Here is a 22699-nt window from a genome sequence, read left to right on the forward strand (position 1 = left end):
GTTAAGTAGCCACTACACACTAAAACATATAATTAAATTGGTGAGCCCGGTGGCATTGGTAAAGCACTGAAGTTTTCAGGCCACTTACCTACTTTTAAAAACTGTTTTATTTGCTCTGCTAAATACTGTTTAAATGCGCTTTCTCCTACACTGGTATTACTTAACATTGAGTTTTGATTGTACTCTTTGCTTAGTTTTACCAAGTAGAAACGTAACTGCGCCTGCACCTCTGGACTTACCTTGTCGCTAGTGACTAAATCAGCCATATTTTTTGCAGTTAAAAATTGCACCCGCTGGGTGATTTTGCCTTTCATTGTATTAGGTGATGACACATTAAACACCTGGCTGTAAAGCTGCTCTAACAACTCATCTAAGCTGTAAAAATTAGAATTACGTACTTGTTGTTGAGCTAAACGATTTAAACGCTGTGGGTTTAATAATAACGATAAACTATGCTGCGCAGCTACTTCTGGCAAGGCCATCGCATCAAGTGTTACACCCGTACGCCCTGTTATGCTTTCACGCGATTTAGATTCGCCATATGCTTTTGGCGGGATAAGCGCTAACACCGACTCAGGCAAAATTAAATTAGCCGGTTTTAATGTTGTTAAAACAGCACTAAGCGCCGCTTGCTGCTGCGCTTTTGCAACCACTTTCGCGCCCTTAGCAGGTGAGTTGTTGCGTGTTTCGTATTCGTAGTTAACTCCTGCAATTAGCTTAACTGCAGCCTCTACTTGATAGCGATGGAATAAATAAAGCGGCACGAGTTTTTCTTCTAACTGCGAGAGTGCATCGCCTGTTTTAATGTTGTTAATGCCAAATTGCGAAAGCGCTTTTTTACGTACATCAAGCACTCTAAGTAACTCTTGCGCTGGGTTAGTACCGTTATCCCATAAGTGCGCTGTAGGGTGTGCCCCGCCCTTAGCGCGTGCGTCGCTATCAGATATAAACTCAAGGCCCTTCGTTTTGTTCTCTTTTAATATTGCTGCAAGCTCAGCGCTTTCATCTTGATTAGTGAAGTCGCTGTAACCATATTTAATAACTTGGGTATCCCATACGCCCATACCGCTTGCATAGCCGCGGGTTACATCAAGCTCGCCTTGCTCGTTAAAGCTAAGTAGTGGGTGTGGGTAATCCATAACTGACGCTCTATCCCCCACCGAGGCTGCAAAGTTATGTGCAATGCCCAGCGTATGGCCAATTTCGTGTGCACTTAACTGGCGAATCCTATCAAGTGCCATTGCCTGTAAATTTTTAGCCACCTCGTTACCTTTTAAATAAGGCGCACCAAGGGCTTCTGCAATTAAAATATCTTGGCGTACACGCAATGAGCCAAGTGTTACATGCCCTTTGAGTATTTCGCCGGTACGAGGGTCTATAACAGAGCTTCCGTAAGACCATCCGCGTGTAGCACGATGCACCCACTGAATAACGTTATAGCGAATATCCATAGGATCAGCATTGCTCGGCAATACTTTGACTATAAATGCGTTTTTATAGCCGGCTGCGCTAAAGGCATCATTCCACCACTTACCGCCTTCAAGTAACGCACTTTTAACCGGCTCAGGCACGCCAGGATCTAGGTAGTAAGTAATGGGCTCTACGGGTTCACTAATCGGTAAACTTGGATCTTTTTTAGCTAAGCGATGGCGCGGTATATAGCGCACAAACATAGATTCACCAAGGGTGGCTGCATAGTCTTTATGCTCAATGCTCCAATACCCTGATTGCGGGTCAAATTTACGTGGCGTGTATTTATCATCAGGTAATTTAATAAGTGAGTGGTGCATATGTACAGTAAGTGCGTATGCATCGGCGCTTACTTGGCGCACAAATTTACCAGGTTTAGAGCCCTTAAACGTCAATACTGCTTCAAGCTCGGTATTTTTTACAAACGCTTTTGAGCGATTCATATACACCGCGCTGCGTGATTCATCAAGGCTAAAGCTGCCTTGCTTGCGCGCTGCAAGCGTACGGCTTACCCCGTGTACATCGCTTAATAAATAGGGTGTGTAATCAATCAGGAGCGTTTTTTCGCTTTGCGCTACCACTTTAAAGCCCGCTAAAATACTGGATGCAAAGGCCTCTTTAATACTTTGCTGCTCAGCTTTGTTAGTGGTATTAGCGCGATAATATGTATTTAGCGCGCGCAACATTACTTTATCGCCAAAACGCTCAAACTGAACTAAATGCGTGTTACCAAGTTGGCCTCTATCTAAGCCTATATCGTTAGAGCCAACACCATAGGGTAAGCTTTGCTGAAGTAAAAATTGCTGCTCTAATTTATCTACTTTTAAAAATACTTTGCCGTTTTGAGTATCGTAATAAAACGAAAAGTACCCAGGAAAGTGATTCATTTGCGCAGTAAATTCATCTATAGGCTTAATTGCTGCGTGCGCTTGGGTTATCATAGAGCACAGCACAGTAAAGAATATGTAACTTATTAGTGGTATTTTTTTCATAATCTTATCTTTGTTATTGGCGTTTTAAGTACGATTAGGTGGCACCATTATTACAGTGCTATTTAAACAATACAGGTATTTAAGACGAAATTCAGCGCACTAAGTTAATCTCTCTCACATTTAGATTAGCTAGTACACGTTATCAGGAAAATAGAATGCGTAGACTCCCACCAGTATTACTAGAAGACGGTTGTCCTAGAGAACTTTTATCGTTAATTAGAACCATTTTAGCAGCATGTAAAGAAATTTCGTTTCGTGTTGGCCAAGGTGCGCTTTCTGGCGTATTAGGCTCAACGCTTGATGAAAACATTCAAGGTGAAACCCAAAAAAAGCTCGATGTATTATCTAATCAGCTTTTAAAAGATATTTTACTGGAGTCTGGGTCAGTTAAAGCCATCGCCTCAGAAGAAGAAGACTACACTGTAGCTGGCAACCAAGACGCTAAATACATTGTGGCGTTTGACCCGCTTGATGGCTCATCAAATACCGATATTAACTCGCTAGTGGGTACTATATTTTCGATTATGGAAGCCCCTGAAGGCTCAGATGCCGCCGATCAAAGTATATTTATGCAGCCAGGCCACAAACAAGTTGCAGCAGGTTACGTGCTTTACGGCCCATCAACTATGCTTGCACTTACTACTGGTAAAGGCACGCGCATGTTTACGCTAGATAAAACCCAAGGTAGCTTTTTACTAACACAAGACTTTGCCACTATCCCTGCTGATACAAACGAATTTGCTATTAATGCGTCAAATCAGCGTCACTGGCAGCCAGCAATGCAAAACTATATTAATGACTTACTCGCTGGCGATACCGGTCCACGTGCTAAAAACTTTAACATGCGCTGGATTGCCGCTATGGTTGGCGATGTGCACCGTGTACTTAGCCGTGGTGGTTTATTTACTTACCCAACCGACACCAAAGATGCAAATAAACCTAATAAACTACGTTTACTGTACGAAGCCAACCCCATGGCTATGCTAGTTGAGCAAGCAGGTGGTATCGCTTCTACGGGTACTGAGCGTATTATGGATATTCAACCCGATGCAATCCACCAGCGTGTGGCGGTAATATTAGGCTCTAAAAACGAAGTAGAAACGTGCTTGGGATACCATAAGTAATTTTTTAATTAAAAGGAAATACTTACCAATTTTGCATTTCGACAATGCGCGACTGCGTTCGCGCATATTCAAAGCTTAACTTTTGCCCCTGATACAAATAGTCAACGTGCGCGTGGGCGTTTATAACTAATAACTTTTGGCAATCGTAAAACTCATCCACCAATGCAATAAAGCGCCGCGCTTCGTCATCTAAATAATGCTCATTGAGGGTTTGTTTTTCGCGTTGATAACTGTCTTCAATACCATGCACTATTACTTTACCTGTTGCGCCTACACCCATTTTTGGCACATTTTCTATATATAAAATATCAAACTGCTTGGCTAAAAACATATAATCGTAAGCGCTACGCGCTCCTGAGCAAAGCGCCATAAAATCGATCATTAATGCATTATCTGCGGTTAATAAGCACGGTAAGCTGCGGGAGTGTACCTGTAAAATTTGGTTTTCCTTTGCTTGTGGATACTGAGATAAAAACTGCTTTTTAAACTCGCTTATAGGTAAATTAATAAAATAATGGCGGCTATTTTTACCGTACCTAAAGCGATGGTCATCCTGCCCAGCAACACTAATAACATGGCAATAATTTTTAATTAAATCGATTGTGGGTAAAAACCGCGCGCGCTGTAGGCCATTGCGATAAAGCTGCTCAGGTTTTGCGTTAGAAGTTGCCACCAGCACTACCCCACTATCAAACAAGGCATTAAATAACCTTGCCATAATCATTGCATCGCCAATGTCGCTAACAAAAAACTCATCAAAACACAGCACTTTTATATCTTTCGCCCATTGTTTAGCAATTAACGTGAGGGGGTTTTTATGACCTTGTAGCTGGGCTAGTTGCGTGTGTATTTGCGCCATAAAGTGATGAAAATGCAGCCGCTGCTTACGCCCAGTGGGTAAATTTTTATAAAATAAATCCATTAGCATGGATTTACCCCGCCCCACCGGCCCATGCAAATAAACCCCTTTAATCAACGGCGCCTTTTTCCACCAAGGTGTTTTTATGTGTAACTGTATACTTAGGTTATTTAACGCATTTACTGCATTTTGCTGAGCGCTATCAGCACACAGTTCACCCGCATCTATTTTTGCTTGGTAAAGCCTTAAAATTTGTGGGTAGTTTACTGACATGGGGTTTCACTATCGGCTATAATCGCCGCCATTGTAGCCGACTAAAAATGTGAACCAAAATGAAATTCCCTTGCCGCTTAGATAAATTTATTAGCCACCTAGCCGAGCTACCACGCTCAAAAGCTCGCGCGGGTATTAAACGCCAAGAAGTGCAAGTAAATGGGGAAGTTGTTAGCGCGTTCGATTTTCAAGTAGCCCAGCAAGATGAAGTAACATTTGCTGGTGAGCCTATGGTATTTTTAGGCAAACGCTACTTTATGCTGCACAAACCTGTAGGCTACGTGTGTGCAAATGTAGATGAACTACACCCCACCGTATTTGATTTACTCGATGAGCCAAATATGGCCGACTTTCATGTAGCAGGTCGCCTTGATATAGACACCACCGGCTTAGTACTTATTACTAACGATGGCGATTGGTCGCACCGTATTACCTCGCCAAAGCACAACAAATTAAAAACCTACTTAGTAGAAACTCAAGAGCCTATAACCGAAGAAGCATTAGAGCAACTACGTAGCGGCGTACAACTTCACAACGAAAAAGATCTCACCCGTCCAGCTAAAGCAGAAGCACTTGCCACCTACAGCTTACGTTTATCAATCAGCGAAGGTAAATACCACCAAGTTAAACGCATGTTAGCCGCGGTAGGTAACAAAGTGGTAGAGCTACACCGCGAGCAAATAGGTAATATTATACTGGACGAAAACTTAGCAAGTGGCGAGTATAGACAATTAACAGAGGGTGAGGTTTAAATAAACTGCTCATTTAAAGTAAATGATTACCTCAAAGCACACTCTTTGCAGTTTATATCTTTAATCATTTTAAAATGCTGTTGCTTTAAGCTCAGCGCATCAAAGCTGATAAACACACTACCTTCAACATGCCCTAGCAGCATATTAAGCGTAAGCTGTGCCTGCATAGAGCCTATAATTCCTAACAGTGGGCTTATTACACCTGCACTACTACAATTTACAGCGGGTGCGGCGTCACTTTTTGCAAAAACACAGCCATAACATGGGCTACTGTTTTGCCTAAAATCAAAGCCCATAAGTTGCCCACGACTTGCAATCGCGGCACCTGCAATTAAAGGCAACTTATGAGTAAAGCAATAACGGTTAACACTGTAACGTGCTGCAAAATTATCAGAGCAATCAAGTACTATGTCGGCATTTTTTAAAAGCTCCCCTGCGTTGTTATCATCGAGCTTTTTACAATGCGTCACTATTTCTATTTGATTATTAAGGCTTGTTAATACTTTGCCAGCAGCGGTGGCCTTGTTTTGCCCTAAGTGATTAACTTTATAAAGCACTTGGCGCTGCAAGTTAGAAAGCTCAACCGCATCATCATCTATTAAAATAAGTGTACCAATACCTGCCGCGGCTAAATACAAAAGTGCAGGGCTACCTAGCCCGCCAGCTCCCACTACTGCTACTGTGGCTGCTTTAAGTGCTAACTGCCCTTCTAACCCCACTTCTTTTAATAATAAGTGGCGACTATAACGCAGGGTTTCTTTATCGCTAAGCTTATTCATTGGGCTGGTTTATAGCACTTTTTAGCGCACTAATTGCAGCAATATAATCATCCGCTTCACTAATCGCTCGTACAACCGCAACACTGCCTACTCCTGTATTTGCAACCTCGCTTGCGCGGGTTAAATCTATGCCGCCAATGGCCACTGTTGGGTAGTTTTGCATTAATGGCACACACTTTTTAAGTTTATCGAGACCTTGTATCTGGCCGCTCATATCTTTGGTCGTGGTTGGGTAAATAGCACCAAATGCCATATAACTTGGTCGGTAGTTGTGCGCACGTAACATTTCGTAAAAACCATGGGTAGAAAGCCCAAGCCTTAAACCTGCTTCTTTAATTGCTGCTAAATTAGCGGTTTCTAAATCTTCTTGGCCTAAGTGTACGCCGTAGGCACCGTGCTTTATTGCCAACTGCCAGTAGTCGTTTATAAATACGTGAGCGTGGTACTTTTTGCCCAGCTCTACCGCCTGCTTAATTAACTCTTCAAGCTCAAGGTCGGTTTTATTTTTAACGCGAAGCTGCGCCGTAGTAATACCTTGCTGCAAACATTTATCTAGCCAATCTATGCTATCGACCACAGCATATAGGCCCAACTTTTTGCTCTCACAAGGTGCAAAATCAGCGGCCATATTGAATTCCAGCGGCACATCAAAATCAAGCTCATCACCAAGCCAGCTGCCAGGCTCTATTACTTGCGGGTAGTCATTTAACTGTGTAGGAAAAGCAGTATGTGCAACAGGGCCTATTCCTTCTCCGTATCTAACCGACTGCTTTAAGCCCTGATTTATATAAGCTTTAGCTAAAATAAAAGCATCTTTTAAGGGGTAGTCTTTTGCTAAACACGCGGCAATAACCGAGGCCATGCTACAACCTGTACCATGACTATGAGGGCTTTGAATTTTTTTATTCCCAAGCCAATACTCTTCGCCGTTTTGTGTGCAGTAATCAATACAATAACCTGTTGGGTAATCCCAGTGCCCGCCTTTAATAACAACCGCTTTTGCACCCCAACTTAATAGCTTTTTAGCAGCGTCTTTCACGGCGCTTGGGCCAATTAAATATACGCCTGTTAATAATTGCGTTTCGTGCGTGTTAGGTGTTATTACATCCACCAGCGGCATTAAGCATTCTTTAATGGCACTTACGGTATCTTCCTCTGTTAATACATCACCACTTGAAGCAATTGCAACGGGGTCGTAAACAATTACAGGCGGTACAGGCCATTTAGCTTTATAATGCGCTATATGCTCGCTTATCAATTGAATTTGCTGCACATTAGCCAGCATGCCAATTTTAATTACTTTGGCTTTCATGTCGCTTTCGAGTGCGAGTAATTGCGATTCAATAATATCGGTAGATACCGCGTTAATGGCCTCTACACCTAAGCTATTTTGCGCCGTAAGCGCGGTAATTGCAGTACAGCCATGCACGCCAAAGCTTTGCATTGCTTTTATATCGGCTTGAATGCCTGCGCCACCACCTGAGTCTGAGCCTGCAATTGTCCACACTAAATTATTCATACTCTTTATTTCCTTACTGCTGATGCCAAAACGGCATACCCATTGTAGGTGTTGAGGGGGCGGCTAAGTCTTTTTCAGGCATTGCTTTGGCATTATACGCAAAGCGCCCTGCCTCTACCGCGGCTTTAAATGCACGGCTCATCGTAATTGGGCAGCCAGCCCCTGCTATCGCTGAATTTAATAATACCGCATCATACCCTAATTCAAGCGCTTGGCAGGCATGCGAAGGCAAACCAAGCCCTGCATCTACAATTAATGTTGTGTTTGGTAAGCGCTCACGAATTGTTTTTAAATTATAACTATTTAAAAGCCCCTTACCGGTGCCAATAGGCGCGCCCCAAGGCATAAGCACCTCACACCCTAGCTCGTTTAAACGCTGGCAAAGAACTAAATCATCAGTGCAATAAGGCAATACTTTAAAGCCATCATTAATTAATATTTTTGTGGCTTCTAACAATGCGAATGGGTCGGGTTGTAAGTTGTAATCATCACCTATTAGTTCAAGCTTAATCCAATCGGTTGCAAATACTTCACGGCACATTTTAGCAAGTGTTACGGCTTCTTTTACACTGTGGCACCCTGCGGTATTCGGCAGTATTTTAAGGCCAGTGTTTTTTATAAGCTGCCAAAAGTCATCCCCTGCGGCAGCGCTTTGCTGGCGCCTTAATGACACCGTTACTATTTGCGCGCCAGAGGCTTTTATAGACTCTTCCATCACCGCTGGAGAGGGATAAAGCGCCGAGCCTATTAATAAACGGCTATTTAGCTGCTCGCCATAAATAGTTAAGCAATCGTTACCTTGCATAATGCTACCCACCTTGAATAGGCGATAACAATTCAATGCTATCCCCTTCGTTAATTGTGGTGCTGGCGTGCAAACTTTGTGGAATAAATTCGCCATTTAGTGCCACCGCGAATGGAGGCTTTGCACCAAAATTTTGTAATACATCAACAAGCATTGAGCTTTTAATAGTTAGCAGCTCACCATTAATTGTTATAGTCATTTATTACTCACCCTATTTGAGATAACGCATCAGCCACTAAGGCGGGCCCTAACATATAGCCATGACGATATAAGCCATTAATGCTAATTACGTTACCTGTTTTTAAAACCGCAGGGCGGTTATCGCTAAATGCGGGGCGTAACCCGCTTTGAATATTTAACAGCCGTGCTTCGGCAAACCCGCTGTGCACAGTGTAAGCCGCCGAAAGTAGCTCAAGCGTGGAGCGTACTGTTGCAGGGCCGCTATCATCAGACTCTATTTCAGTTGCACCAATTACATATTCATTATTTGGTTTTGGCGCTATATAAATTGGGTAGCGCGGGTGCATTAAACGCACCGGCCGCGTTAAATTAACCTCAGGTGCATGTAATCTAGCCACCTCACCGCGTACCCCTCTAAGGGGTTTATCGCCTTTAGCACCTAAGCCACGACAGTCAATAATGTAATCAAACGCGCGGTTATTCACCTCGCCGTTTTGAATGCTAACGCGTTGGTTAAAAACAAACTTAACCTTACGTTTATTAAGCATGGTAAAGCTTGCTCTATAAAAGGCCTGGTTATCTATTTGCCCTTCGCAGGGTAAAAACACACCTTGGTTAAAACGATTAGCTAATTCGGGTTCTAACTGCGTTATTTGCTGAGCATTTAACGCCTGCGCGCTGTGCCCTGCTATAGGCTTAATACGCTGGCTAAAGCTTTGTAAGTCACCTTTATCTTGCTGGTGCGCCACGACCAGCGTGCCTTTTTGCTGATAAAAAACCTCGCCTTCAAGCTCGCTCACTATCTCTGGCCAGCGCTTGAGAGAATTTAGCCCCATGATGGCTAAATCCGTTTCACACAATACCGACTCAGCAAGCGGAGCAAGCATTGCCGCAGCCACTTTACCGGCACTATTTTGTGTGTGTTCGTCACTGGCTTCAAACACGGTTACATGATGCGACTTACTAAGCTCAAGGGCGGCTAAGCGCCCTGCTAAACCAAACCCCACAACAGCAATGTTGTAAAACATAAAACCTCCTTTTAATAACAGGCTAGCAGCCATAAGCCGCTAACCTGTTATTGGCTTATATTGCTTTGTGGTAAATTTCTGAGCCCGTTTGTTTAAACTCTTCAGATTTCGCTTTCATTTGCGCTTCTACATCAAGCATTTTGATCTCAATTGCATCGCCAACATTGTTAGGATCGATCCCGCGTGATTCGAGATCTTTGGCGTAATCGCGTACCTCTTGGGTAATTTTCATTGAGCAAAATTTAGGGCCACACATAGAGCAAAAGTGCGCTACTTTGCCTGACTCTTGCGGTAGGGTTTCGTCGTGATATTCACGGGCACGTTCTGGGTCTAAACCAATGTTAAATTGGTCGTGCCATCTAAATTCAAAGCGCGCTTTTGATAATGCATTATCGCGCTCTTGCGCGCCGGGGTGGCCTTTGGCTAAGTCGGCCGCATGTGCTGCAATTTTGTAGGTAATTAAGCCCTCTTTTACATCTTCTTTATTGGGCAAACCTAAATGCTCTTTTGGTGTTACATAACACAGCATGGCACAGCCGTACCACGCTATTTGTGCAGCGCCTATACCCGATGTTATATGGTCGTACCCTGGTGCTATATCGGTCGTTAATGGGCCTAATGTGTAAAAAGGCGCTTCGCCGCAATGTTCTAATTGCTCATCCATATTGGCTTTAATCATATGCATTGGCACATGGCCTGGGCCTTCAATAAATACTTGTACATCGTGTTTCCACGCAATTTTTGTAAGCTCCCCTAACGTACGTAGCTCACTAAATTGCGCTTCGTCGTTGGCATCAGCAATCGAACCTGGACGAAGGCCATCTCCAAGCGAAAAACACACATCGTATTGTTTTAAAATTTCGCAAATATCTTCAAAGTGCGTATATAAAAAGTTTTCTTTATGGTGCGCTAAACACCACTTAGCCATAATTGAGCCACCACGCGATACAATGCCGGTTACACGCTTTGCCGTCATTGGCACATAACGCAGCAATACACCGGCATGAATGGTAAAGTAATCAACGCCCTGCTCGGCTTGTTCAATTAACGTATCGCGAAATATCTCCCACGTTAGGTCTTCGGCCACTCCGTTTACTTTTTCAAGCGCCTGATAAATGGGTACCGTGCCAATGGGCACCGGCGAATTACGTACTACCCACTCACGGGTTTCGTGAATGTAACGCCCGGTTGATAAATCCATTACGGTATCGGCACCCCAGCGCGTAGACCACACCATTTTTTCTACTTCTTCTTCGATTGATGAGCTTACCGATGAATTACCAATATTAGCGTTAACTTTAACTAAAAAGTTACGGCCAACTATCATGGGCTCGGTTTCGGGGTGGTTAATATTATTTGGTAAAATAGCGCGACCGCGGGCTATTTCGTCGCGTACAAATTCAGGGGTAATAAAATCGGGAATACTCGCCCCAAACGATTCGCCTTTATGCTGTGCTGCTAGCAGCTCTTCTCTAATTTGTGCACGGCCCATGTTTTCGCGTATGGCTACGTATTCCATTTCAGGGGTAATAATGCCTTGGCGAGCATAATGCATTTGCGTCACGTTTTTGCCCGCTTTACCACGGCGAATTTTAGGTAAATGATCAAAGCGAATATGATCAAGGCCGTCATCGGCCATACGTTGCTGAGCAAATTGCGAAGTGACCGAGTCGAGCACTTCAGTGTCGTTGCGCTCTTTTATCCACTGCTCACGAAATTTAGGTAACCCCTTACGTACGTCTAGCTCAAAGTTAGGGTCGGTATACGGGCCTGATGTATCGTAAACACGCAGTGGCTCGTTTGGCTCATACACAGGGTTTTGCTCATCACCACCAATAAACGTATCGCTTAATGTAATTTCGCGCATACCCACGCGTACACCGCTTTGGCTACCCTCAACATACACTTTTTGTGAGCTTGGAAATGGCTGACCCGTTAAATTATAAATGTAATCTGACGCAGCAGCGCGCGTTTCTCGACGTGTAGACTTATTTGTAGTGTTTGACATGACTTACCTCATTGCTAAAGGGTTGTCTTGTCAGATATTCCATAAGGAATAGAGAAAGATCGTAAAGCAGTGGTTACGCTGCTTTGCGGCCTAAAATGGCTAGTTATTTTGTTGTGCGCATAAAAAAAGACGCACAAGCGTCCCATTTTAGGCAGCTTGTTCCCTACGCAGGTTTTAACCTGATCAGGTTCACGGATCCCGCTTTCGCGATCTCAGCCTTAATTATTTAAGGCACTCCGACAAGTAAAATTATGTTCGTTGATTTGCTATTTTGATCAAATCAGCGTTGAGTGTACGCCAGTTAAAAATTGCCTGCAAGGGGCAGTTTTAAATACTCATGCCACTACTTTGCAATAAACAAAAAAGTTTGATCGCCCTGCATAACTAACTGTGGGCCTTGCATGGTAAGCGTTGCACCTTCTCTTAGCGCTTGTAAAAACTGCTGCTCTAGCTCATCAACGTCTTCTCCGCACGACTTACGCGTCATGCCAAGTTTATTAACGCTAATACTGCTGTCTTTAAGCTCGCCTTCACCAAAAAACTTATTACATCCTGCAAACCCGTTTACTTGCAACGCTTCAATAAAGCTCATTGATGCACTGTAAGAGGCCGGCACAGCTAAACCATCAACCTTTGATAGTTGCCATTGTGTGTACTTTAGCTGCTCAGTGGTCACCGTCCCTGTGGCTGTACAACCAATACATAAACCGATTAAAAGCATCGGTAGTGCTGCTAATTTCATGCTATTTCTAACTAAATATTTAATTACCGTAATAGTAACAATTTTTATGCGGTTTATCCGTTAAAAATGCATGTTTTAAATGTAAATTTTTGTTCTATGATAGTTTAGAGAGTGTTGAACTTTGCAGATTAAAACGTGTTCACAGTAAGGGGGCTTTAATCGCTTTGCTTGGTTTGTAACTTAGTGGGCTCGATAACAGCACCTACGCTACCCGCTATTTACGATAAACAACCCCACTGCCTAGGCGCTGCTTTAAAACAAACTAGGTTAAATTTAATCCCAAAGCTCACAGCCCCTAAAAATTATACCCGCTAATCCTGGGTGTAATTTTTAAATAAATTATCTATTTCGGGAGGTAAAAAAGGGCGCCCTTTTTCATTAACCGAAGTGCCTATAACCTTGGCTTGTAGCATTACTTTGTTGTCGTGTTTACGCACTAAGGTTTGCTTAAACGCAAACTTTATACGGCTTATACGCTCAGGTTCAACTGCTATATAAAATTCATCATCTGGTACAAGCGAATGTTTATAATCAACCTCACTGCGTATCACCACTAAATTGACTTTTTGCTTTGCTAGTAGTGCAAAATCAACCCCATTTGCAAATAAAAACTCATGGCGAGCATGCTCTAAATAATTAAAGTACACACTGTTATTTACAATTCCTTGTAGGTCACATTCGTAATGGCGCACTTTAAAATCAACTTTAAAGGTCATATTAGTAATCCTGATTATTTAACGTATAATCGCTGCGTTATAACACAAGTATTAAAATAATTGCTACCATACGAGTCCCCAAAATGGAGTTAAGTAACCTAATGAACTTACGTTTGTCTTTAATTACTGCGGCGTTATTACCGCTAATTAGTACACCACTTATAGCAAACGCTGATGACAGCGACCTAGAACGAATTGTTGTTACAGGCGACTTTCAACGTGAAAGCATTCAAACATTAAGCGCTAGCGCTAGCCTATTTAGCAAAGATGAAATTAATCAACGTGGTGCAAGTTACTTAGACGAAATGCTAGGTAGTACAGCCAACGTAAACTTTACATCTGGTGCGTCTCGTGGTCGTTATATTCAAATTCGTGGAGTGGGACTTCGTTCACAATTTGTAGATCCAATTAACCCATCGGTTGGCTTAGTTATTGACGGCATTAACTACTCGGGTTTAGGTGGCAGCTCATTATTATTTGATATAGACCAGGTAGAAATTTACCGCGGCCCACAAGGCACTCGCTTTGGTGCAGACGGCATGGCCGGTATGATCCAAATGGAATCAGCTCAGGCAACTGCCGATCCGAGCTTAAAATTACAAGTGGGTATGGGTACTTATAACTCACGCGAAGCAGGCCTTGCAACAAGTACTGGATTAACCGACGACACAAGTGCCCGCGTCAGCTACTTTCGCAGAAAATCAGACGGCTACGTAGATAACCTATATTTAAACGACGAAACTCAACAACAAGATGAGCAAGTAGCCCGCTTTAAATTAAACAGCCAACTTACTGAGCATTTAAACACAGAGTTAAACCTGCACTACATAGATATAAACAACGGCTACGATGCGTTCACGCTTGATAACAGCCGTAATAGTGTAGCCGACGAGCCAGGCCAAGATAATCAACAAAGCTACGCCATTGGTATTAATAATACCTACACAGGCTTTGATGCCTTTGATGTAAGTTTAAACCTTTCAGCCATTGATACAGAGCTACTTTACAGCTTTGATGAAGACTGGGTATGTAACGATGCAAGCGAGCCACAATTATGTGCAGCTGGCTTACACCCTTGGGGTTATAGCTCAACCGATGTGTACACGCGTGATCGCGATGATCAATCGGCTAATTTACAATTTAATTCTAAAACAGGTAACTGGGTTGCCGGTGTTTACTATCAAAACCGCGATGTAGATTTAGAGCGCGAATACACATGGCTTGCAAGTACATTTGCATCAACCTACGAAACCAGTAACGTAGCTGTTTACGGCCAAGTAGCCACACCTATCGGCCCTAAAACCACACTCATTACCGGTTTACGTGTAGAGCAATACCAAGGTGATTACACCGACAGCAACGGCTTTATTGAAGAGACTGACGACGTAATGGTTGGCGGTAAAATAGCACTTGAATACCAAGTGATTGACCGTACTATGATCTACACCAGCATTACCCGTGGTTATAAAGCTGGCGGTATTAATTCAGAAGCATTAGCCAAAGCTAAAGATGAAGGCTTAAACCTAGATGCTGATTTTTTCCAGCAGCATACAAGCTTTGACCCAGAATACCTTTGGAGCGGCGAGTTTGGCGTTAAGGGTTCATCGCTTGATGATAAATTTACCCTTCGTTTAGCAGCATTTTATATGCACCGCGACAACATACAGCTAAAAGCATGGCAAGTAGAAGGTCAGCAATTTACAGGCTACGTTGATAACGCAAGCTCTGGTAGCAACTACGGGCTAGAAGTTGAAGGTAGTTACCAACTTACCGAAGACTTATTCTTAACAGGTAGTGCGGGTTACTTAAACACAGAAATTGACGACTTTGTAACGCAATCTGGCTTAAATCAAGACGGTCGTGAGCAAGCGCAATCACCTAAATACCAATACGCATTTAGCGCACGTTACAACTTTACTAATGAGCTGTACGGTATGATTGGTGTTGAAGGTAAGGACGATTACTACTTCTCCGATAGCCATAATTCAAAAGCACCCAGCAGCAATTTAGTAAACCTAAGCCTAGGCTACGAAGCCGACATATGGGCAGTGCGCGCATGGGCACGTAACGTATTTGACGAAACAGTACCAACCCGCGGCTTTGAGTTTGGTAATGACCCACTTGATGGCTATGCTACACACACCTACGTGCAATTAGGTGAACCAAGAGTAGCGGGTATAACGTTTACGTTAGAGCTGTAATGACCCTTCTCGACTAAGGGCTTTACTTACGCTGTAATATGCGGCTCTTTTATTAAGTATGTAATTCCCTCTTTATCTTCGATTTTGAGGGTTTTACCTTAGCAAAGTTTTTTAAGCACAAGAAAACTTATAACTTTTAGCACATTGCTGTCATTTTAGTTAAGCCCTAACCTATACAAATATTCTTAAAAGCCATATATTATCTGTCAAACTTATAAATGTGCTTTTAGCTGCGCACCCCGATTACTCACGAAACACTGTAATAGCATCGTAAGAAACAAACAGGGTATGTTACGGGTAAATAGACACCCTTGCGGTTTGACACATGTTATAAAAGTTACAGAACATTATTCAATCCTCCTGTGTAACAGCTTAATTTTTGGTCTCGCACTTCCTTATATACCTAATTAGATAGATTAGAAATTGCACATAGTCTTAGATAGAAAGTATGCAATACATAATCCACGCTTACCTTAGGAAACACTCTCAAATTAAAGGCCTATACCATTCTTTTTCTTGCTCAGCGACAAGACAGGCGACTTTCTTAAGAAATCTGTGTGCGGTAACACATTGCAAGTCCATAGTGTGCAAAGAAGTTAAAAGTAAGCATGCTAAATATTTTATATCGAGTTAGCTTGCCTTTATACGGGCTAAATATCCTAAGATGCTATCACTTCATTAAGCCATGTTCAGGGGAGGGTTAAAGATAATACAAAACAAGCGGAGCATTAATTACATCACTTCAGTGAGCTATAACGCCTCAAAACTTCGACGCTCGCCTTTTTAAGAACTAGTAAGCCATTAAAAACAAGAATACTTAAATTATATCTGTTGATTTAATAAAATATTTTAGGGGCTGTTTAATATTGATAAGTGCTAAAAACAAAAAACCCAGCATAAGCTGGGTTTTTACAATTCTGAAAGAAAACTAAATTACTTAATTTTAGCTTCTTTGAAAATCACATGTTTACGAGCCTTAGGATCGAACTTTTTGATTTCCATCTTTTCAGGCATGTTACGCTTGTTTTTGTCGGTAGTGTAGAAAAAACCAGTACCAGCAGTTGAAACTAAACGGATTTTATCGCGCATGATTCAGTTCCTTAAACTTTTTCGCCGCGAGCACGGATATCTGTAAGTACCGCGTCGATGCCTTTTTTATCGATAATACGCATACCTTTAGTAGTAGTGCGTAGTGTTACAAAACGTTTTTCACTTTCAACCCAAAAACGGTGTGTTTGTAGGTTAGGTAGGAAACGACGTCTAGTCGCGTTTCTCGCGTGTGAACGGTGATTACCAACCGTTGGACGCTTACCTGTAACTTGACATACTTTAGACATGTCTATATATCTCCAATAACTTCGCTCGAGCTTAATTTAACCTAAGGCCATGTATTTGTGCCCTAGATAAATCGAAGGGCGCTCTTTATACAGCTTTTACAGGCAAAGATCAAATACTGATCTATCCAACCAGCTCATATGTAAATTTGATAGCGGCTAATTATAAAGATCGAATGCCCTTAGGGAAAGTAAAAACTGCATTTAAATTAAACTAATTTGCTAAAACCGTCCAAACCGCTCATTTTTAACACACTTATTCATCAAGCAACCTTAAATCAAGCCTCGCTGTGCAAAAGAAACACACGTTTCTCCTCCCACAATGATGTGATCAAGCACATTTATGTCTACTAATTGCAGTGCTTGTTGTAATTTATTAGTGATAAGTTTGTCTGCTTGGCTTGGTTCGGCAATCCCGCTTGGGTGATTGTGTGCCAAAATAATGGCCGCAGCATTATTTTTTAAGGCCGCTTTTAGAACTTCTCTGGGGTAAACGCTGGCTGAGTTTATCGTGCCATAAAACAAAATTTCGTCTTTTACTAAACGGTTTTGGCTATCGAGATAAAGCACCATAAACACTTCTTGCTGTAGCCCACGCATTTGCAGCGTTAAATATTCATACACCGCATTTGGCGAATTAAACACCGCATCGCGCTGGCAACGCTCCTGCATGTAACGCTGACTCAGCTCAAGCACCGCTTGCAATTGCACATATTTTGCCATCCCTAACCCTTTTTGTGCGCAAAACTCATCTTGGCTGGCGTTAAATAAATTATGCAATGTTTTGTTTTCGTTAAGCAGGTGCTGTGCAAGCTCAATCGCATTCATACCGGGTAGGCCCGTACGCAAAAATATCGCTAATAACTCAGCATCGGTCAATGCTTTAGGGCCTTTTGCAATGAGTTTTTCGCGTGGGCGAAGTGAGTTAGGTAACGATGTTAATTGCATTATTCATCCTTGATGATTAAAAAACAGTCTTATAACTGTAATGCAATTTTTAAAATTAGCCTGATTATTTAATCCTAAAAACTTAGCTCAAAGCACAAAGATTTGTTATTTTAGCCTGCATATACACTCAAGCAAAAAACACTCATGGCTAACTTAACAAACAAAAAAATCGTACTTGGCATCACCGGCGGCATTGCGGCCTATAAATGTGCCGAGCTCGTTAGGCGCTTAAAAGAGGCAGGTTGCGAAGTAAAAGTAGTTATGAGCGAGTCAGCTAAACATTTTATAACCCCATTAACCATGCAAGCGGTGAGTGGTGAAATGGTGTCTGATTCATTACTTGACCCCTCAGCAGAGGCTGCAATGGGCCACATAGAATTTGCCAAATGGGCTGATTTAATTTTAGTCGCGCCTGCAACGAGTAATACCATTGCCAAAATGGCCGCAGGCATCGCCGATGATTTACTTACCACACTATTACTGGCAGCCCCTGCTAAAGTGGCAATAGCCCCAGCAATGAACCAGCAAATGTATGCACACCCTGCAACACAAGCAAATTTAGCCACTTTAAAAGCACGTGACGTACTTATTTGGGGCCCAGGCAAAGGTGAGCAAGCCTGTGGCGATGTAGGTGCTGGGCGCATGCTAGAGCCGCATGAGCTTGTGGCTTTGTGCACTGCCACAGAGCAGCCGCAATTATTAGCAGGTAAAACCATTACAATTACAGCAGGGCCAACCCGAGAGCCGCTTGACCCTGTACGTTTTATCTCTAATCACAGCTCAGGAAAAATGGGCTTTGCCCTGGCTGAGGCCGCTTTAAAGCTTGGCGCTCATGTCAATTTAATTTCAGGGCCTGTCACTATCAAAGCCCCTGTTGGCGTTAATTTAATAAACATTGAAAGCGCTGAGCAGCTATTAAATGAGTCATTAACCTATGCCCCACTCTCTGATGCTTTTATTGGCTGTGCAGCCGTAGCCGATTATAGAGCGGCTAATGTAGCGACTCAAAAAATGAAAAAACAAGGCGATGAGCTTACCCTCACCCTTGTTAAAAACCCCGATGTAATAGCCGCCGTAGCAAACTTAACGCAAAACCGCCCTTACACTGTGGGTTTTGCTGCTGAAACGCAAAATGTAGAGAGCTATGCAAAGGGTAAACTTAAAAATAAAAATCTCGATATGATCTGCGCTAACGATGTATCGCAAAGTGGTTTAGGGTTTAATTCAGATCACAATGCTTTAACACTTTACTGGCAAAATGAGCAGTTAGCACTGGCGGTAAATAGTAAAACACGCATTGCTCTTGAGGTAATTAAACAACTTGCCAAGCAACTATAAAGTGCTGGAAACAAACTGAATAAAACATTAACATAAGCCACTCATTTGAACAAAAAATGATTAGCAGCTAAAAATAACAAATAAAAAAGGAAGGTTCATGCCTGCGACAAAAAGAAGTAATCGCAAAGAGCAAATACTGCAAGCCCTCGCGCAAATGTTAGAAACCAGCCCAGGACAACGGATTACAACTGCAAAGCTTGCTGCTGAAGTGGGTGTGTCTGAAGCTGCGCTTTACCGTCACTTTCCAAGTAAAGCACGTATGTTTGAAGGCCTAATAGAGTTTATCGAAGACACGCTTTTATCGCGCATTAACCTTATTTTAGAAAACGAAAAAGAAAGCCAAACACGCGTTTATAATATTTTGTTGTTGCTACTAACGTTTGCAGAAAAAAACCCAGGTATTACACGCATACTTACCGGCGACGCCCTGCAAGGCGAGCAAGAGCGTTTACGCGAACGTGTACAAGGGCTATTTGAAAAGCTAGAAACGCAATTTAAACAAGTACTGCGCGAGCGCAAACTTCGTGAAGGTAAAACCTTTCAAAGTGACGAACTCACCCTTGCTAACTTTTTACTAGCCTATGTTGAAGGTAAAATGAACCAGTTTGTGCGCAGCGACTTTAAAGTAAAACCAAGTTCGCAATTTGAAAAACAATGGCCAGAACTACAAAAAATTTGGTTATAACCTTACTTTATTATTTTACCGTTAGCGCTAGTTAATCGCGCTAACGTTTACCCTTTCGTCCCTTTTCTTATACCGCTTATCTGATCCGCTCGAAATATAAACCAAACTCGCTACAATACTTATTACATTAAAAGTACTGTGAAAAACGAGAATCAATAATGAAAACAACGCTCACCTTTTTAAGCTCAGCACTGCTTGCAAGCTTAGCGAGCCCGGCTGCTTGGGCTCAAAAGCCGTTAAAATTTAAAGACGTATTCGATTTTAAGTACGCAAAAAACACCCAACTTTCAGATGATGGTAAAATCCTCAGCTTTAGCGCTAAACCCTACCGTGGCAATGCAAACGGGCAAGTTTATGACTTAACAACAAACACCCTTATTAGTACCGTAGAGCGCGGCACCAAGCCCGTTATTAACAAAGCGGCTAATTGGGTGGCATTTACACAAGTACCCACCCTGCTTGAGCAAGAGACCAGCGAGAAAAAGTCATCACTTAAAAACAACCTCATTTTAGTCAATACCCAAACCGGCGAAAAACAGCAATTTGCCGACGTAAAAGACTATGTTTTAGGTAACAATGGCCAGTGGCTTGCTTATCGAGTTGATAAAAAAGCAGAAAAAGACACACCCACTGAAGATAACAGCGAAGAAAAAAGCGCTATCACACCAGATAAAAAAGATAAAAGCTTTGAGCTAGTAATAATAAACTTAAAAAACAGCACCACCCACAGCTTAAATAATGTATTTAGTTATGCGCTAAGCTCAAGTGGCGCACAGCTAATTGCCAGCCAAAGCTTTAGTGATGGCAACAACAATCAGCTTGTACTGCTTGAACTTAATAATAACTTTGCGCAAAGCGTATTAATTGATGAGCCAGGCGTGGTTGCACAATCAATTAGTTGGCACCCTGATAAAGAAATAGCCGCATTTAACCTCGGTAACTACGTAAACGATGATGAGCGTCGCAGACAATACTCTCTAAAGCTTTGGCAAAATAACACCCTTAGCACTATCGACTCCCCTAATAAAGAGTGGGTAATAGGTAAAACAGCATCGATTAGCTGGTCTGAAAATGGCGAGCGCTTATATTTTGAAAACCACCCCAAACTGGCCGCTAAAATAAAAGCAAAAGAGTACACCGACGAAGCATCACTGTACGACTTTGACACGATTCGTGAACATAAAGCGCTAAACGTGTGGCACAACAACGATGCCCAAATAAAACCACGAGAAGAACAACAGTGGAACAAGGTTAATAAAAACCGCCATTACAGCGCTGTTTTTCATTTAAAAAGCCAAAAAGCAGTACAACTAAGCAATGAAAAAGTCAGTGATTTAGCGCTTAACACAAATCGTAACCAAAGTGTATTAGGCTATTCTAACCAAGCCCACCTAGAAAAAATTATGTACGGTGGCTTTTTTGCCGACTACTACAGCATAAACATTAATACCGGTGAGCAAACTCCCATTATTAAAAACTCACCGTTTACACCAAGCCTTGCACCTAATGGGCGCTATGCGGCCTACTTTGCACAAAGCCAAGTGCAACTTAAAGATTTAAAAACCAACAAAGTTACCGCCCTTAGCAAAGCTATTAATGCCACGTTTGCCGATGACAAACACGACTATCCATCACCGCAACCTGGTTATGGGTTTGCCGGTTGGTTAAATAACAGCAGCCAAGTATTGGTTTATAGCAAATACGATATTTGGGCGTTTGATGTCAACACTCAACGCGCTGAGCGTTTAACTAATGGTAAACCAAGCAATACGCAATATCGCGTTATTAAACTTGATAAAAACCACGTAGGCTTTGCCCAAAACGATACATTACTTGTATCAGCCATTAACTTACAATCAAAGCAACGTGAAGTAGCCAAGCTTGATTTAGCCTCACAGACGGTTACTAACGTACTGAGTGGCAAAAAACGTATTGATGTAGTTAAAAAGGCAAAACATGCCGATAAATACCTCTTTACCGAGCAAACATATCATCAGTTTCCTGATTACTACCAAAGCGACTTTAGCTTTACAGCGCCTAAAAAAGTTACCAACTTAAACCCACAAATGGCGGATTTTGCCTGGGGCGAAAAGCCTGAGCTAATTAGCTACAAAGGCTTTGATGGCGAAGACCTACAAGGGGTATTAATTAAACCTGCAGGTTACAAAAAAGGCGATAAAGTGCCCGTTGTTGTGTATTTTTACCGCTATATGAGCCAGCGCATGTATGACTTTCCTAAAATGGAGCTAAATCATCGTCCTAACTTCCCTATGTTTACCTCAAATGGTTATGCAATCTTTTTACCTGATATTCGCTTTGAAATAGGCCACCCAGGTAAATCGTCAACGCAAACCATGATCAACGCCACGCAAAAGCTTATAGACCTAGGCATAGCCGACCCAGATAAAATAGGCCTACAAGGGCATTCATGGGCAGGTTATCAAAGTGCGTTTATGATCACTCAAACAGATATGTTTAAAGCGGTTGTATCGGGCGCGCCGGTATCAAACATGACTAGCGCCTACAGCGGCATACGTTTAAAGTCGGGCCTTGCGCGTCAATTTCAGTACGAAACAGGGCAAAGCCGCATAGGTAAAAATTTATTTGAAGCACCCGAGCTATACATCGAAAACTCACCAGTGTTTTTTGCCGATAAAGTAAATACCCCTATTTTAATTATGTTTGGGGATAAAGACGACGCAGTGCCTTGGCACGAAGGCGTGCAATATTACTTAGCCTTGCGCCGTGCGGGTAAAGACGCCACCTTTTTACAATACGAAGGTGAACCACATCATTTGAAAAAGTTTCCTAATCAGGTCGATTTTTCAGTGCGTATGATGCAGTACTTTGACCATTACTTAAAAGGCAAGCCAGCAGCTAAGTGGATGACAGAAGGTGAACCGTTCGTTGAAGAGTAAAACCCATTCGCCATAACACTTAGTTAAG

General features: G+C 42.4%; 19 protein-coding genes and 1 riboswitch. Of the genes, 6 read left to right on the plus strand and 13 right to left on the minus strand.

The annotated features are described in order from the left end of the window. Positions 1 to 32: 32 nt before the first annotated feature. The gene (locus PSI06_RS08805) at positions 33 to 2462 is read right to left on the minus strand and encodes a zinc-dependent metalloprotease (RefSeq protein ID WP_273603487.1); all 2430 of its coding nucleotides are present in this window, start codon (positions 2460 to 2462) and stop codon (positions 33 to 35) included. Between the two features lie 155 nt (positions 2463 to 2617). On the opposite strand from PSI06_RS08805, the gene PSI06_RS08810 reads away from it, so the two are divergent. Next, positions 2618 to 3586, plus strand: coding sequence for a class 1 fructose-bisphosphatase (locus PSI06_RS08810; protein ID WP_004589078.1), 969 nt, complete (start codon positions 2618 to 2620; stop codon positions 3584 to 3586). A gap of 22 nt (positions 3587 to 3608) precedes the next feature. Here PSI06_RS08810 and zapE read toward each other — a convergent pair whose 3' ends face one another. Further along, positions 3609 to 4718, minus strand: a complete 1110-nt coding sequence (zapE, locus tag PSI06_RS08815) for a cell division protein ZapE (RefSeq protein ID WP_273603486.1) — start codon at positions 4716 to 4718, stop codon at positions 3609 to 3611. A gap of 59 nt (positions 4719 to 4777) precedes the next feature. Between zapE and rsuA the strand changes: the two genes are divergently transcribed. Continuing rightward, positions 4778 to 5470 carry a 16S rRNA pseudouridine(516) synthase RsuA gene (rsuA, locus tag PSI06_RS08820; RefSeq protein ID WP_055252720.1) on the plus strand — a complete coding sequence of 231 codons (693 nt, stop codon included), beginning with the start codon at positions 4778 to 4780 and terminating at the stop codon, positions 5468 to 5470. 26 nt (positions 5471 to 5496) lie between these two features. Here rsuA and PSI06_RS08825 read toward each other — a convergent pair whose 3' ends face one another. The 8 genes from PSI06_RS08825 to PSI06_RS08860 form a co-directional block, all read right to left on the minus strand. Further along, a complete protein-coding gene (locus PSI06_RS08825) occupies positions 5497 to 6249 on the minus strand; it encodes a HesA/MoeB/ThiF family protein (protein ID WP_273605010.1) in 753 nt (250 codons plus the stop codon). Then, the gene (gene thiE, locus PSI06_RS08830) at positions 6242 to 7768 is read right to left on the minus strand and encodes a thiamine phosphate synthase (protein WP_273603484.1); all 1527 of its coding nucleotides are present in this window, start codon (positions 7766 to 7768) and stop codon (positions 6242 to 6244) included. Before thiE ends, PSI06_RS08825 begins: the two co-directional genes overlap by 8 nt. A gap of 13 nt (positions 7769 to 7781) precedes the next feature. Then, entirely contained in the window at positions 7782 to 8573 is a 792-nt protein-coding gene (locus PSI06_RS08835; RefSeq protein ID WP_096041151.1) for a thiazole synthase, read from the minus strand. A gap of 4 nt (positions 8574 to 8577) precedes the next feature. Then, entirely contained in the window at positions 8578 to 8772 is a 195-nt protein-coding gene (gene thiS, locus PSI06_RS08840; protein ID WP_029774084.1) for a sulfur carrier protein ThiS, read from the minus strand. Between the two features lie 7 nt (positions 8773 to 8779). Further along, complete coding sequence (locus PSI06_RS08845) at positions 8780 to 9781, minus strand: FAD-dependent oxidoreductase (RefSeq protein ID WP_273603483.1); 1002 nt, start codon at positions 9779 to 9781, stop codon at positions 8780 to 8782. Between the two features lie 55 nt (positions 9782 to 9836). Beyond that, positions 9837 to 11789, minus strand: coding sequence for a phosphomethylpyrimidine synthase ThiC (gene thiC, locus PSI06_RS08850; protein WP_273603482.1), 1953 nt, complete (start codon positions 11787 to 11789; stop codon positions 9837 to 9839). Positions 11790 to 11932: 143 nt separating this feature from the next. Next, positions 11933 to 12038, minus strand: a riboswitch (TPP riboswitch). 94 nt (positions 12039 to 12132) lie between these two features. Continuing rightward, positions 12133 to 12531: an META domain-containing protein gene (locus PSI06_RS08855; RefSeq protein ID WP_248463300.1), complete on the minus strand. Its 399-nt coding sequence runs from the start codon at positions 12529 to 12531 to the stop codon at positions 12133 to 12135. 311 nt (positions 12532 to 12842) lie between these two features. Continuing rightward, a complete protein-coding gene (locus PSI06_RS08860) occupies positions 12843 to 13247 on the minus strand; it encodes an acyl-CoA thioesterase (RefSeq protein ID WP_004589047.1) in 405 nt (134 codons plus the stop codon). An 83-nt stretch (positions 13248 to 13330) separates the two neighbouring features. Here PSI06_RS08860 and PSI06_RS08865 point away from each other — a divergent pair, with 83 nt between their 5' ends. Further along, a complete protein-coding gene (locus PSI06_RS08865) occupies positions 13331 to 15448 on the plus strand; it encodes a TonB-dependent receptor (RefSeq protein ID WP_273603481.1) in 2118 nt (705 codons plus the stop codon). Between the two features lie 933 nt (positions 15449 to 16381). Here PSI06_RS08865 and rpmG read toward each other — a convergent pair. The 3 genes from rpmG to radC form a co-directional block, all read right to left on the minus strand. Next, complete coding sequence (gene rpmG, locus PSI06_RS08870) at positions 16382 to 16537, minus strand: 50S ribosomal protein L33 (protein ID WP_004587947.1); 156 nt, start codon at positions 16535 to 16537, stop codon at positions 16382 to 16384. Positions 16538 to 16548: 11 nt separating this feature from the next. Further along, positions 16549 to 16785 carry a 50S ribosomal protein L28 gene (rpmB, locus tag PSI06_RS08875; RefSeq protein ID WP_004587946.1) on the minus strand — a complete coding sequence of 79 codons (237 nt, stop codon included), beginning with the start codon at positions 16783 to 16785 and terminating at the stop codon, positions 16549 to 16551. A 270-nt stretch (positions 16786 to 17055) separates the two neighbouring features. Continuing rightward, on the minus strand, positions 17056 to 17730 hold the full coding sequence (radC, locus tag PSI06_RS08880; protein ID WP_273603480.1) for a RadC family protein: 675 nt from the start codon (positions 17728 to 17730) through the stop codon (positions 17056 to 17058). Positions 17731 to 17874: 144 nt separating this feature from the next. Between radC and coaBC the strand changes: the two genes are divergently transcribed. The 3 genes from coaBC (at position 17875) to PSI06_RS08895 (ending at position 22671) form a co-directional block, all read left to right on the plus strand. Continuing rightward, positions 17875 to 19068, plus strand: coding sequence for a bifunctional phosphopantothenoylcysteine decarboxylase/phosphopantothenate--cysteine ligase CoaBC (gene coaBC, locus PSI06_RS08885; RefSeq protein ID WP_273603479.1), 1194 nt, complete (start codon positions 17875 to 17877; stop codon positions 19066 to 19068). Between the two features lie 97 nt (positions 19069 to 19165). Further along, entirely contained in the window at positions 19166 to 19753 is a 588-nt protein-coding gene (gene slmA / locus PSI06_RS08890; RefSeq protein ID WP_004587943.1) for a nucleoid occlusion factor SlmA, read from the plus strand. Positions 19754 to 19911: 158 nt separating this feature from the next. After that, entirely contained in the window at positions 19912 to 22671 is a 2760-nt protein-coding gene (locus tag PSI06_RS08895; RefSeq protein ID WP_273603478.1) for a S9 family peptidase, read from the plus strand. Positions 22672 to 22699 lie beyond the last annotated feature (28 nt).

It is taken from the genome of Pseudoalteromonas sp. GABNS16E (assembly GCF_028598715.1).
GTDB lineage: Bacteria > Pseudomonadota > Gammaproteobacteria > Enterobacterales > Alteromonadaceae > Pseudoalteromonas > Pseudoalteromonas atlantica.

What these genes read in the sequence shown, in the direction of transcription:
- coaBC (WP_273603479.1), top strand. Translation starts at nt 17,875, where the DNA reads ATGGCTAACTTAACAAACAAAAAAATCGTACTTGGCATCACCGGCGGC.
- radC (WP_273603480.1), bottom strand. Translation starts at nt 17,730, where the DNA reads ATGCAATTAACATCGTTACCTAACTCACTTCGCCCACGCGAAAAACTC.
- rpmB (WP_004587946.1), bottom strand. Translation starts at nt 16,785, where the DNA reads ATGTCTAAAGTATGTCAAGTTACAGGTAAGCGTCCAACGGTTGGTAAT.
- PSI06_RS08805 (WP_273603487.1), bottom strand. Translation starts at nt 2,462, where the DNA reads ATGAAAAAAATACCACTAATAAGTTACATATTCTTTACTGTGCTGTGC.
- PSI06_RS08835 (WP_096041151.1), bottom strand. Translation starts at nt 8,573, where the DNA reads ATGCAAGGTAACGATTGCTTAACTATTTATGGCGAGCAGCTAAATAGC.
- thiC (WP_273603482.1), bottom strand. Translation starts at nt 11,789, where the DNA reads ATGTCAAACACTACAAATAAGTCTACACGTCGAGAAACGCGCGCTGCT.
- PSI06_RS08855 (WP_248463300.1), bottom strand. Translation starts at nt 12,531, where the DNA reads ATGAAATTAGCAGCACTACCGATGCTTTTAATCGGTTTATGTATTGGT.
- PSI06_RS08865 (WP_273603481.1), top strand. Translation starts at nt 13,331, where the DNA reads ATGGAGTTAAGTAACCTAATGAACTTACGTTTGTCTTTAATTACTGCG.
- thiS (WP_029774084.1), bottom strand. Translation starts at nt 8,772, where the DNA reads ATGACTATAACAATTAATGGTGAGCTGCTAACTATTAAAAGCTCAATG.
- rpmG (WP_004587947.1), bottom strand. Translation starts at nt 16,537, where the DNA reads ATGCGCGATAAAATCCGTTTAGTTTCAACTGCTGGTACTGGTTTTTTC.
- rsuA (WP_055252720.1), top strand. Translation starts at nt 4,778, where the DNA reads ATGAAATTCCCTTGCCGCTTAGATAAATTTATTAGCCACCTAGCCGAG.
- PSI06_RS08810 (WP_004589078.1), top strand. Translation starts at nt 2,618, where the DNA reads ATGCGTAGACTCCCACCAGTATTACTAGAAGACGGTTGTCCTAGAGAA.
- thiE (WP_273603484.1), bottom strand. Translation starts at nt 7,768, where the DNA reads ATGAATAATTTAGTGTGGACAATTGCAGGCTCAGACTCAGGTGGTGGC.
- slmA (WP_004587943.1), top strand. Translation starts at nt 19,166, where the DNA reads ATGCCTGCGACAAAAAGAAGTAATCGCAAAGAGCAAATACTGCAAGCC.
- zapE (WP_273603486.1), bottom strand. Translation starts at nt 4,718, where the DNA reads ATGTCAGTAAACTACCCACAAATTTTAAGGCTTTACCAAGCAAAAATA.
- PSI06_RS08895 (WP_273603478.1), top strand. Translation starts at nt 19,912, where the DNA reads ATGAAAACAACGCTCACCTTTTTAAGCTCAGCACTGCTTGCAAGCTTA.
- PSI06_RS08860 (WP_004589047.1), bottom strand. Translation starts at nt 13,247, where the DNA reads ATGACCTTTAAAGTTGATTTTAAAGTGCGCCATTACGAATGTGACCTA.
- PSI06_RS08825 (WP_273605010.1), bottom strand. Translation starts at nt 6,249, where the DNA reads ATGAATAAGCTTAGCGATAAAGAAACCCTGCGTTATAGTCGCCACTTA.
- PSI06_RS08845 (WP_273603483.1), bottom strand. Translation starts at nt 9,781, where the DNA reads ATGTTTTACAACATTGCTGTTGTGGGGTTTGGTTTAGCAGGGCGCTTA.